The sequence below is a fragment of the Collinsella aerofaciens genome (genome assembly GCF_028209885.1).
Classification (GTDB): Bacteria; Actinomycetota; Coriobacteriia; order Coriobacteriales; family Coriobacteriaceae; genus Collinsella; species Collinsella aerofaciens_BA.
Genome location: NZ_JAQLEM010000020.1, coordinates 1 through 12,755, shown reverse-complemented (window position 1 = coordinate 12,755; position 12,755 = coordinate 1). Strand labels below are relative to the sequence as shown.

The window sequence follows — 12,755 nt, the reverse complement described above, 5'->3', positions numbered from 1 at the left end:
ATACGGGGCCGCGCGCCAGCGCGCCGGAGCCAGTCGCGTAGTACCAGGTCCCGCCGTCGAGGACCCACCCGGTCGCCATGGCGCCGGACGAATTAAACCAGTACAGGGAGCCGTTGCACTCGTGAAGGCCGGTTGCCATGGCACCGCCCGCGTCGGGCTCGAGCCAGTACCACGTGCCGCTCTGAAACAACCATCCGGCATACGCCTTGCCGTTGGAGGCTGCATAATACCAGGTGCTGTCAATTAGTTGCCAATGATAAAGGGAGACATCAACATACGCGTAGTTCATATCAACGTTGCCGTTGATTCCAGGGACTTTTCCGTTGCTCTTATACTGCCAAAAACTGTAATTGCCGGTATAGTCACATTGCGAGTTATATTGAGCAATCCAATGATCCCAAGAGCTACTCTTAAATACAGAGTCAGTCAAAATGTTGTTAAACCAATTTAAATTTGCATAAATACCAGGCTCATATCCTGCGGCAGAAATCCTATTACAAAAAACCTGCGCCCTCGATGCAATTCCGGTTTGACGTCCATTTGCAATTATCGAGTTATCCTCAAGATCGTAATACACCGGCAATCTTGGATTATGTCCAGAAAGGCAATTGATCACCATTGATGCCTCATCGGCTGCCTGCTGATTATCAAAAGCATATGAATAGATATAGACGCCGTAGGGAATTCCGAGTCGCTCGCACTCAGAAATATTTCGATTAAATTGATAGTCAACTCGACCGCCCCAAGATGGAGCGCCAAATCCAACACGCAGAATAGCGAAATCGATACCAGAAGCCTTAACAGCATTCCAGTCAATACGTCCTTGATGCTCACTGACATCGATGCCCTGCGCCGTAGCCCCATCGGGAAGAATGTCCATGGACAATAAGGCTATTCCATCTTCTTCGGAAGAAGCATCCTCTGCGACCAATTGCCCATCCTCATAACGCCAGGAATTCTCAACTAGGGACCGCGCAGCTTCCGCGTTCGAGGGGAAAACAAACACAGAAATGGGCGCAAGGACCATCAGCACCAACAATGCCGAAAATAACTTAAGATGTTTGCTCATGTAAACCTCGTCATTCGTTCTTGTTTGCGTTTAGCTTACAGCATGGCTGTGAAAGATTTCCGAACATCCAACTGGACAAGATGCCATCTAGGACGACAAATAACTGCACGCAATACCACAATGTAAACAAGAACTTCCCAGCAGGGTGAAACCAAGGACTCCTAGTCCCTACTCTTACCCCCCCCCCAAGAATACCGACTTCAAATAAACTTTCAAACTAGATGTCAAAAAGGTAGGGGACCCAGAGAGTCCCCTACAACTCAGAATTCTAACGAATCAATATTACTTTCGATGGACCCAAAGCGGTCAAACCGGAGATGCGGTTTCCATAACCATCACTATGCCAGAACAAATTTTCGCTCGGCGAATTGCCCCAGAAAAAGCCAATGTGGCTATCGTCGGCATATGGGTTGTAAGGATTGAAGAACACAATGTCCCCCTTACGAGCCAAGCCACTGCGCAACAACTCATCAATAGAGTTGAAATAAGTCACGTTCGCGCACGTATCGATAGCGTAGCCGTACCAACGATAAGCGTTAACGCAGCCGCCCCTTCCGGGACCTCCACTCCAAGGGGAATGGCTCTGCTCGGCGGCAATGGGAGCTAAATTACCGCCCGCTTTCATATACGCATGCGATACAAATCCGCCGCAGTTCATACCGGTATACCCATCCCAACGAGGATCACCCTTTGGATACATGCATGTTTCTTGGCTAAGATGCGTATCGTAGGGTGTTCCACGGTAATAGCCATCGTTTTCGTGGCTCATAAGCCAATTGACCAGGCTGGACCTATTAACCCCCAAAACAGAACCAGACGTATTCAACCATGCACCACTTGCATTGAAGTAGTAGTCGACGCCATCGATTTTCAGCCACCCGTTAGCAAACATAGCGCCCGAAGGCTGAAGCCAGTACCACGTGCCGCGGTCATTGAGCCATCCGGTCTTCATCTTGTAGGTGGAAGGATCCATCCAATACCACGCACCGTTAACATATTGCCAACCAGACTTAAGGACACCATTGGAAGATGCGTAATACCAAGTATTGCCGCTTTCGTCAGAAGCGTCTTTCGACATAATCCAACCAGATGCTACATTGACGGCACCGTTTGCATCCGCATAGAAAACCGCGTCTCCAATATGAATCACACCTGGCAATGAAGACGAGTCAGCACGATCAGCGACTACGGGAGATCCATCAGATGAAGTAGGCAACGGCTCGCTCAGTGCTCCAGACGAATTCGCCCATGCCATACCGTCGCTCAAGTTAATCCAGCACGAAGATGCCATCGCACCGGAATCATAAGAAAAATAGCGCGTGTTTCCTACCGCGAATTCACCAGTACACATTGCGCCGGATACATCATCAAGATAATACCAGGCGCTTCCGAACTTTATCCATCGTCCTCGTTGAATAGCTCCATTTGATGCGGCGTAATACCAAGTACCATCAACAAGTGCCCAGCCTGTTGCCATGGCGCCTGAACTCGTAAGGAAATAGGTGGACGACTCCACTTGCATAAAGCCCGTGAGCATAATATGGCTTCCTGGATCCAGGTAATACCAAGAATTCCCTAGAAGTAACCAGCCTCCATGCAGTAAGCCGTTGGAGTCAGCGTAATACCAGTTGTTGTCAATAAGAGCCCACTGGGAGGAGAGCATGGCCCCTGAGCTGTTAAAGCTATAAGAAGTGCCATTACATTCTTTCAACCCGGTGGCCATAGAACCGTCTGCAGGATCAAGCCAGTACCAACGACCCCCATCCGAGAGCCAGCCTTTCACCATGGCACCAGAGCCGGAGAAATAATGCCAGACGGAAGCATCAAGGTGCCATCCGATAAGCATTGCGCCAGAAGAGGAGAATCCATACGTGGCTTCCCCGATCTGCAGCATTGTATCGTGGACCATCTTGCCCTCATCATCCAGCCAATACCAGTTGCTGCCGTCTGAAAGCCAGCCTTTTGCCATGGCGCCAGAACCGGAGAAATAACGCCAAGCAGAAGTGGGGCCTGTAGAATCTAGGTACCAACCGACACGCATTGCACCCGAAGAGGAGAATCCATAAGTTGCACCCCCGACTTGAACCAATCCATCCTGAGCCATTCGACCTTCGTCGTCGAACCAGTACCAGCTACCGTTTATGTGTCTCCAAGAAGAAACAGCGATTGTTCCGTCGGACAAGCCCCAACGCCAATAACCAGCCCCTTCTTCGGGTGATATCCACCCCTGATGCCAAACAATTTGATTCGAAACCTCAGAAGGGGTCTCATTATCAACCTGAGAGTTCTGCTCGACAGCGAAGGTCGATTCGCGCTGAGCATCAACGCCTGACTCGACAGAAGCAATAGCAACGTTAGATGCGGGACCTTCGTCAGTGTTATTCGAATCAAGGGCGTATAACATCGAGGGCGAACCCAAAAGGAGTCCCAAAGAAACAAGGCCCGAAAAGACCAACACCCCGAATGAGCATTTCTTCATAGCAGCACGGTATCCAATCACGCAGCGACCCCGTCACCTCAGGGCAACGGGGCCTCAATCAAAACTAGCTCAATAATGCGTTAGCCAATTTGTTGGCAGTTCTTGCACTCTCGTAAAGCACCGCGCCTCCGGGCCTCCTGGATAGAGATCTGCGAATAGCCCTTTGCGTCCTTGCCAACGGTACGACACTTATGCGTATGGTAAACATCGCTACCGCTCTTATACCAAACTAAACCGTAGTCCGGAATCCACTTGCCGTCCTCGCCGACATAGTAGGAGCCAACCCAGGCATTCGTAGCCATGGCGCCGGAAGACTGGAGGTAGTAGTCGCCGACCCAGGCGTCGTGGGCCATAGCGCCGGAACCGCTAAAGTAGTACCAGGCGCCGCCGACCTGACGCCAGCCGGTGGCCATCGCACCGGAATCGTCGAACCAGTACCAAGAGCCACCCAGGCTGCGCCAGCCGTTAGCGACCATGGCGCCCGAGCCGTCGAGATAGAACCACGCACCGCCGATGTTGAGCCAGCCAGTGGCCATAGCGCCGGAGGCGTTGGCGTAGTACCAAGAGTCACCCACCTGGAACCAGCCGGTAGCCATCGCGCCGGAGTCGCTGAACCAGTACCAAGAGCCGCCCAGGCTGCGCCAGCCGTTAGCAACCATGGCGCCCGAGCCGTCGAGATAGAACCACGTACCGCCGATGTTGAGCCAGCCAGTGGCCATCGCGCCGGAGGCGTTGGCGTAGTACCAGGTGCCCGAATCGTTGATCCAGCCAGTTAGCATGACACCGTACTCATTGAAATAGTACCAAGTTCCACCGATATTATGCCAACCGGTCAACAGCTCGCCGCTGGAAGTCGCATAGAGCCACTTTCCATAGATGGAGTCATAAATCCAGCCACTATGCTGCATGCGGCCATCAGCATTGGCGCCAGGGGTGTTCAGGAAGTAGTTTTTGCCATCAATCTGAACTCGGCCGTATGCCATATCGTGGTTTTCGGGATAGAAGTAGTACCAATCCCCGCCGATAAGCTGCCAGTTCGACACCGCGGTCCCGTCAGCGCCAAAATAGTACCAAACGGCTTCGTAATCGTTATACCACTGGTTCGTGACCATGACGCCAGTCTCGGGATCGAAATAGCGAAGGTTGCCGTCCTCGCACCGAACGAGTCCGGTCTGCATCGAGCCATCGTTGTCGAAATAATACGTTCCAGCAGGACGAGAAACAGAGAAACCTGTCAAATTGCGAGACTCGCTATGATCAATATATTGAAGACCAACGAGAGAATCAATATCAGCAAATGAGGGCGCCGGGGCAACCGTCATGCAGGCGGCGGCAAATACAGCAACTCCCAGCGCTGTTAGTCCTCGCCATCTTTCTCGAAGGTTATTCATACGACATCCTTTCTCCGAGATTTAAGGCTCTCTTAAGTTATTCTCAGACTATCAATTTAGTTTTTCAACAGGAAATCGATAAAAGGTATCTTTGTGACTGCAATTTGATGAGAGCCGCCACGTCCTTGCCGTCCCGTGCATTGTCGACAGCAACGTCTTATGGCACAAACCGGATATCCTTTTCGGCGCAAATCGTTTGAGCAGGCGGCACGCGGAAGGAGTGTGTAGAGCGGTTTTCTGCTGGCTGCCAGCCACGGCATCCTTTCGGAAACCTAATTGCCGCCGGAATTAAAGTCCCCGGCGCGGACTCACCTTATCTCCCCGACGCGGGCTCGATATCCTCTCGGATATCTAATCGTCTTGGACTTTTACCTGCCCAAGCACAGTACAACTTTTACGTGCCGCCACACGGAGCAAGGCTCGGGGATTATTCTCTAAAATCCATGCTTTCAAAGCAACTTAGGCACAAACGTAGTCAAACAAAATACCTTTCAGGTCTTTCTTGAAGATAAGCAGTAGATTAAAGTATCCGACAAGAAATCCCGCATTACATTCAACCCGCAGAAAAAAAGAGAGCACTAATACTCCGCCATGCCTTCGGACTCATATAAAAACCTCATATGATCGACATCGAATCTAAGTGATAGCACATCTATAGATTTGCGTACATCAGAACACAGGCAAACGAATTTAAAAAACGAATCAGTTAATTCGCTTTCAAACTCTTTGTCGCATATACGTTTTCCAAGCTCAATAGCTTGGCTCAATTTAGTAGCGACAAAGTGGTTGGAAATTAAACCAAGCATGTTATTAGCCTTCTCAAGGCTATCAAGAACAGGCAAAACGTATTGTATTGCGAAATCTAATGTGACGGTATCATCCTCAATATAATTCGGAAGTCGATACGCTAAATCACATGTATTTATATAATATTTGATCCATGACTCTTTCATTTTTGGAAACCGAGAGATATGGATTAACCGACTTTCAGCAGAGGTATCGCCCAATCTATTAGAAGTTGGAATTAAAATAGTATTTGACCTTTGCTTTCGCCAAGACGAATTATCGAAATTCAATCGAACACGAATATACTCTTGCAACCAGACAAAATAGCACGCTCCATCATCCGCTAAAGAACATCTAATTAAAAGAAAAGGTATTGCAAACATTTCAGCGTATAAAAGCGTCTTCGTATCAATGGAAAATGGAATTTCAGGTTTATCTTCGAGTGGCTTGTTTGTTCCCTTCACCTGAATTGCCATTAATTCACCAGTAGCGAATCCGTTTTCAAAGCGCTCAAAAATTTTATCGATTCCAAAATCACGTTCTGTTAAGTCTCGAACAACCCAGTTTTCAGAAGGCATAAGGGAGGTGACGAAAGAGCATGCCTCTGTATCAATTATGTGGCTATTTGGACGTTTCGGAGGATATGCCATAAAAATCAGCTCCATCAGCCTTAGCGCAAGAGCACCTAATAACGACAAAATAAAGATAACAACCAACATAATTAGACTGCATGTCAGTTGATATCGAATAAGCGGTTAAGGACACAATAACCAATAAAACAATAGCACTCACTGTGTCCAGGGGCATGGACCATCTCCTCCATCCTTCCTGCTCGAGCACGTCAGAGTAACCACCCGGTGAAACCATTGGCCGAGAGCTGCGCCCCCAGTCCCCGGGAAGCGGCCCTCTTGATTAAACTGCTCAGTATTTCGTGCTCACGGGCTCAATTCCCGGTGACCACTTGAGTCACTTCATAGTAGAGAGCAACGACAATGTCGACGCTGCAGGTCTTAAGAATACATTCGCAATAGATGTTCCGGCTGTTCACGCCACTGCAGTGAAGCTGACCGGCCTCGGCTTCTATGATCGAATTAAGCACCTGATCGGAGAGCCTGCGGATAAGCACCAGCTGTCGATCGTCCCGTCGCTGAGGTGGGGCTCAGCGAACATGTCGGGCGCGGCGTCCGCTAAGATCTACATTGCGGTCCTCATCCTTCTCAAGAACCTTCCTTGTGGTTATTTCAGATTCTAGTGCGAAAGCCGTTTTGCGTCAGGCAGACGTCATCACCCCCCCCACGCTTACGCCATCTATTTTTTGTGCGATCCAAAGTATCGCTAGCTCACGCTCTTCACTATCATCAAATTTGCAGGTCTCATATTTGATGTTTCATTCAGCTCCTTAGAATCGATAACCAAATCCCATTGTCCATTTTGGCCCGGCAATGATCGGCAAAGTTGTTTGTTAGGTATACGAAACAATCGATTAACTGGAGTCAAACGCTTAACTCCAAAACATTTCAAACTGACAATTTCGATACATAATAAAGCTGCCAGTGAATTCAAACAGTTCTCCAAATTAGCTTTTCTAAAATACGTACCACGATCATGTTTCACAGCGTTATAGCTATCCCACCAAGTTAATTTTGCATACATTCCATTTATCCACGCATTAAAAGGTTTGAGTGAAATACTCTGGTTAATCGCAATGTCAACTACCTCATTTACAAAGGCAATATCATTCAAAGCAGACAGGCACTCGAATGCTTCCTTGATATTAGATGGTCTATTTCCGGATCGAAGTTCGACATAATCTTTAAAAACCGAATCAAATTCAGAACAAATCGATAAAAGCATCTTTGCAAATTCAACTGAATAAGTTGAGAAATTATCGTTGCTCAGCTCAACATAATTAAAGGAATTAACAAGCTCTCTTTCAAGAACCAAGTAGTAATCCCAATTTGATAAAGATAAACTCATAGACAAGCAACTCCCGTTAACGTAAATTACACCAAATTATCTTTCGAAATGCCCCCGTAGATATAGCAATCGCCAGCTCAGAAGTCTACTGACGCCCGATTCAGCTGACAAATAATTGACTATACGGCACTATTAAAGGATAACTAGCACTGTTCATCTACAGGAATATCCAGTTTATTCGCCGCGCAAATGCAAAGCTCTTTATCCTCTTGAGTCATCCTGCTCCCAAGAATAACTCGCAACGGCTTGCATGGGCGTTGTACATAATTCATCTCAAGCTCATCTGGCTCTGGTACAAGACGGGCACGATATTCGTTCTCCCGCTCAAACACACTGCCCTTTCTGTAAATTGCCCGTAGATCACTAAGCATGTCATCACTGCTCACATTAAGACCAAGCATCCTAGCAGCAGTCCAAGCAATTTGAGGGTCGCAATTAAATGGTTCGTCATCATATAAAATTGGTAATAATTCAGTGCGCATTCCGTTAGCTATGTTGCAATTGCGAATAGCTTCTCTGTCGTAAGCAAGAACGAAACCCGCTTGGCTTTCGGAATATACATTCCACATATTCGAATCGCTAGGATTGTCCGTTAGGCACAAAATGCGACAACAATTTCGGCAGCTATTCTGATGAACTGGGGCAACAAATCCTCCAACAAATAAGCGCAAGTTTTTAACAGCCGAGCGAAAAAGACTAACTTTTCCCTCATCGGATAGTATCTCGAACTCATCTATTCTTGCTGGATTAAAAGGAGCCCCCAGAACCCCTAAAACAAACGCAAGTCGTCTAAAATCAATTTGATTTATTATCTTTAACGCTTGTTCATCATCATTGAGATTACTTTCGATTTCATCTATACCATTCCAGTTATAGATCGGTACCGAGTCGCACTGATCGCTGAAAACCTTTGGATGAGAAAATGTAACAGTCGCGTTTTCTAGATCGGCAAAAGCGTATTCACTTGGAGGTCGATAGCGGTAAAGCATTCGCGGGACGAGAGAAGTCGATAGCGCTTCCAGCTCCTTCTTTGCGGAAACAATGGAGGCGCCATCGTTTTGCTTGGCAACGAGATTAGCCAGCGTCTCCCGATATGTTTCTTTCTGTGTCAAGCTTAGCGCCATGCAATATCGCTTCCCGATCTAGCTAAATTAGATGCAGTTGATTTTATCCAGTGCAAAAATACTGAATGCACATACGAAGCAGAAGTCATGTCTATCAACTACCAAAAAATGATTCCGATTGGAACGTACCGGAAATCGTAAAAGCTGCCAACGGATATATTTATAATAGCCTGAGATGGCTAGAGATGAAAACATATAGTCATCAAGCAGTCTTGTCCTCCGATGAAGACGCCAGCTATGACATCGAATTCCACTCTCTGTCAGGTCGCTTTACCAATTACGGAGCGCCGCAGAGGCTGCAGAAGCAGTCGAGTATGCAGAAAAGATTTATATGGGCGCGTCAATTAAAAAAGCTCCGTTAGACCAGGATTGACACACATCTGTCCCCACGGCGCCATATCGTTAGCCTCGTAGACCGCGGGGCAGCATGAACGCCGAGGACCTGGTAATCGCCTTCAAACGGGACATGGCGAAGCTGAGCGGGACCGAGCGCCGCCGCGCGATTGAGTCCGTCAGGGACGTGATCCGCGCGGCGGCGTTCGACGACACGGCCGGCTCCGCCTACGAGGTCGAGCGCAGCCGCGTCTGCCTCAAGACCGCCTACGCCATGCGCCATAGGCTGATCGAGTGCCTCTCGGCCCACTGCCCCCATTCAGGGCCGGGCGGGGCTGCGGCGGCGAGCTCGACGAGATCTACTTCCCTGAGTCGCTCAAGGGCAAGGGCAACCGCGCGAAGGGGTTGTTCGCGATGCCGTATCGGCAGCATAGAGACGGTATGTCCATTTCGTCTCTTTTAGCGCTGAATACCATGTATCGGGTTCATTTTCTCATGCCTTATTAGGAATATATGAGACGGCTGAATTCGTAGATGCCTGTTGTAAATGAATGTATGTGAGAAAGCTAACAACTACTTAATAAGAGTTGCGTTTGGCATCAGGCAACGAAAACCGTTGCATTTTGTCTCTTGCAACTAAAAGGGTTGCGTTTGGTATATAGCAACGAAAACAGTTGCATTATGTCTCATGCAACTAAAAGGGTTGCTTTTGGTGTCTAGCAACGAAAACAGTTGTGCACGGGCAAGATAACCCTCACGCTTTGCGAATGATATCTTTGTTCCTGCAAATTAAAACACGCAATGTTATAGATAGACGAAATCTGATTAGCGGGCGACGATGAATGCCACATCCCTATTATCACGGGGACTGCCGCCCCAGAAAAACCCGATATGGCAATCGACGCTGATAGCAGTCTTAAAGAACATGACGTCGCCCTCACTCGACCTAGAACCGTTCGAGAATCTCCTCGGCGTTCTCTCGCAGATAGATATCTAGGTCCGGCACGGCAAACTGCACGTAGCCCCTCTGTGGTGCCTGAATAACCTCTCTTTGTAGCAATTTTGCCCTAATGGAGCTGACCTCATTGGTCTTTTTACCCATGCGCTTAGCAATCTCGGATGATTTGGACTGTTGTTTATCCTCGCACATGGCCAAAAGGTATTTGATATCGTTGAGCCCCAGTCCAGAAATCGCGGGCTCGTGAACAACATCGTGAAAACGAGCCTCTGCCAGCGCAATGCCTTCAGTGACGTCGCGCTCGCTCACAATGGCACTTTTGGCACGATGCAAGTTGGCGCGCTGCCAAATGGAATAACCGACCAGTTGCACCAGATAGGCATAGCCCTTAGTGGCCTTAGCGGCTCTCGACAGGAGATTGTCCTCTATGGTCAAGCCAGTCGCGACAAAGCTATCGCCCATAGAGAGCGCTACCTCCACCTGGTTGATAGGCGCCAGATCTTCGGGGAGGGCACGACGCAAGAACGTAAGCGCCTTGCCGTTAATAAGATCCATAACACCGGCGGGTAACCCGGCAAAGGCAAGTGCGATATCTACTTTTTCCCCTATCAAAAGCTGAACCGTAGACGCAATGGCACGCATATCGTCAATCGGAGCGTCCTGAACTTCATCGATGGCAATAAAAAGACCCTTGGATGACTTCGCTGCCGAACTCAGTAACTTTCTAAGGCTCGGCTCTTTGGGCGCAACGTCAACTTTCGCGGAAACAAAGCCGGCGTTTACGCCGACCGAAGCATTGGCCGCAAGGGAAGAATCAGCAACCTGATCCCACAAGTCCAGCAATAAGTTAGGGCCAGCAGAGACAATAGCGGTCTTCCATCCAAGCTCTCGAGCACGATCCCTAAGATCGCAGAGCAAAACAGTTTTTCCGGAGCCCCTCGGTCCAGCAATGCGCATGAGCCTCGCAGGTGCACCAATTCCCGCATTCAAGCTCTCGGTAAACTCAAGGGCAATATCATCACGACCAATTATGCGCGGAGGCTCAGCGCCGGCAGTGGGACGAAACGGATTATGGAATGCTGTGGCGCTCACTTGTTTGCCTTTCTAGGGAATCGATTATTGGTCAATCTTAGCTTTAAAAGTTTATCGTAGACTATATCCGATTATATCCAGTTGTATAAGTCTGTATAAACGTATCGCGGAAGTATCGAGCTTTCGTAATTTGTCTTAACGGACAGTCCAACGTTACTTTCTTCCAAGCTCATAGCGAAAGAAAGTTAAGGACTTCCTAAAATCCATTTTCTAAAGCGAGAAGTACTCGCTCTCAGCGGATAAGTTCGGCCCCAACCACGGATCGCCCGTCAAGAAGAACTCCGGCCAGCGCTGAATGAACAGTGCCTGTTCACGTTTCCAGCGGCGCAGCTTTTCCTCGTTGGCCTCTTCCCTGCCACGTGAGGTGAACTCGTAGTGGTACAGCTCGGCATAGGGCGTAAAGATGGTGCGGAAGCCCGCCTCCCCCTGGCGCCAAATGCCTCGACCGCGAAGCTGTCCAATTCAAGATGGTCGGCATCGGTCCAGGCTCGGAAGCCTCTGAGACGCCCGACTCGTAGTACGTGACCTTGTCTATAAACAGGCTTTCCGCACTCACAGCATAAGAAGGCCCGTGCAACAAAACACAAAGGTAGGCCAGAGCAACAAGCAGGATGCAACGGCGATGATGGCCCAACAAGACAACAGGCATGAGTGCGCCGATCTACACGGCAAGCCAATAAACAGGGTTGGGAAATGCCTGGTGGCAGTACTCATCAGCGTATTAAGATCAAATCCTAGCCCAGACTCATAACAGATCGAATCCCTGCAACAGCGGGAAAAGTCGACGTAAATCGTTTAAGTATGCGGCAAGCGGAGAGAGTGTATGGGCGCTCGCACGCGTCTTTGAATCTTCTAATGAGCAAGAAGAGAGGGATCTAGGAGAGACCTAATAGTTCTTGGAAGCTGGGAATCATCGAACTCACCATCTTTAAACAAGAGGGAATCATATAGCTTCTTATCGTTCTGTCTCGAAAAGATATGAGTGACCAGATGCACATCGTGGGCCTTTGAAAAACAATCTTCGTCCCTTAAAGATTCAGCAATATAACAACCGCCCCTATAGTTCATGAGTAAGGAAAAGTTCAAGTCTGTTGTTCCAAACTTATAGCACTGCGATTTTGTTGATATGTCTTCGAGCATAAAGCACGCGGAGGTTGCAAAAGAGGCAAGCTGAACAATATGGTGGACTTTTCTGCGACACAGAGCGTAGGGATGGCGATTCGAAAAGTCGATCTGCGACGCAGCAAGTTTTCCTCTGGATGCCAATTTGAAAAACTGCTTAGCCGACAAATGACTATCTACGCCAGTTAAATGCTTGAAATTTTCGGCCTTATAAATAACTTCGATATACCTGTCATCGAAAACGTACATGAATGACTTTCCGACAAGAAAACCGCGATAAAGTTTTGCTGCCTGATTAATTTCCGCAACTATCGCCTTCCGATCTTCAGCCCTACCCATACTGCCCCAATCAGAACCACCCTTAAAAAGGGTGGTTTGCTCTTAGGGTATAACCCACGGGCCCCGGGCTCGCGTCTAAAGGCGC

At 48.5% G+C, this 12,755-nt stretch carries 8 protein-coding genes; all 8 read right to left on the bottom strand.

What is annotated here, in order from left to right; translation table 11 throughout:
• Positions 1–1,069: glycoside hydrolase family 25 protein (locus PMX21_RS06385; RefSeq protein ID WP_271758745.1), on the bottom strand; the 1,069-nt coding region annotated here is incomplete at its 3' end.
• 268 nt (positions 1,070–1,337) lie between these two features.
• Positions 1,338–3,569, bottom strand: coding sequence for an N-acetylmuramoyl-L-alanine amidase family protein (locus PMX21_RS06380; protein WP_271758743.1), 2,232 nt, complete (start codon positions 3,567–3,569; stop codon positions 1,338–1,340).
• A 59-nt stretch (positions 3,570–3,628) separates the two neighbouring features.
• Complete coding sequence (locus tag PMX21_RS06375) at positions 3,629–4,870, bottom strand: hypothetical protein (RefSeq protein WP_271758774.1); 1,242 nt, start codon at positions 4,868–4,870, stop codon at positions 3,629–3,631.
• Positions 4,871–5,517: 647 nt separating this feature from the next.
• Positions 5,518–6,444, bottom strand: coding sequence for a DUF4365 domain-containing protein (locus PMX21_RS06370; protein WP_117807058.1), 927 nt, complete (start codon positions 6,442–6,444; stop codon positions 5,518–5,520).
• A 616-nt stretch (positions 6,445–7,060) separates the two neighbouring features.
• A complete protein-coding gene (locus tag PMX21_RS06365) occupies positions 7,061–7,702 on the bottom strand; it encodes a hypothetical protein (protein WP_022094837.1) in 642 nt (213 codons plus the stop codon).
• 143 nt (positions 7,703–7,845) lie between these two features.
• A complete protein-coding gene (locus PMX21_RS06360) occupies positions 7,846–8,826 on the bottom strand; it encodes a DUF2971 domain-containing protein (RefSeq protein WP_022094836.1) in 981 nt (326 codons plus the stop codon).
• A gap of 1,279 nt (positions 8,827–10,105) precedes the next feature.
• The gene (locus PMX21_RS06355; protein ID WP_271758740.1) at positions 10,106–11,209 is read right to left on the bottom strand and encodes an ATP-binding protein; all 1,104 of its coding nucleotides are present in this window, start codon (positions 11,207–11,209) and stop codon (positions 10,106–10,108) included.
• 852 nt (positions 11,210–12,061) lie between these two features.
• Complete coding sequence (locus PMX21_RS06350; RefSeq protein WP_271758738.1) at positions 12,062–12,670, bottom strand: PBECR4 domain-containing protein; 609 nt, start codon at positions 12,668–12,670, stop codon at positions 12,062–12,064.
• Positions 12,671–12,755 lie beyond the last annotated feature (85 nt).

Excerpts from the sequence above, each read along its gene's own strand:
- PMX21_RS06375 (WP_271758774.1), bottom strand. The coding sequence starts at position 4,870 with ATGACGGTTGCCCCGGCGCCCTCATTTGCTGATATTGATTCTCTCGTT.
- PMX21_RS06370 (WP_117807058.1), bottom strand. The coding sequence starts at position 6,444 with ATGTTGGTTGTTATCTTTATTTTGTCGTTATTAGGTGCTCTTGCGCTA.
- PMX21_RS06365 (WP_022094837.1), bottom strand. The coding sequence starts at position 7,702 with ATGAGTTTATCTTTATCAAATTGGGATTACTACTTGGTTCTTGAAAGA.
- PMX21_RS06360 (WP_022094836.1), bottom strand. The coding sequence starts at position 8,826 with ATGGCGCTAAGCTTGACACAGAAAGAAACATATCGGGAGACGCTGGCT.
- PMX21_RS06350 (WP_271758738.1), bottom strand. The coding sequence starts at position 12,670 with ATGGGTAGGGCTGAAGATCGGAAGGCGATAGTTGCGGAAATTAATCAG.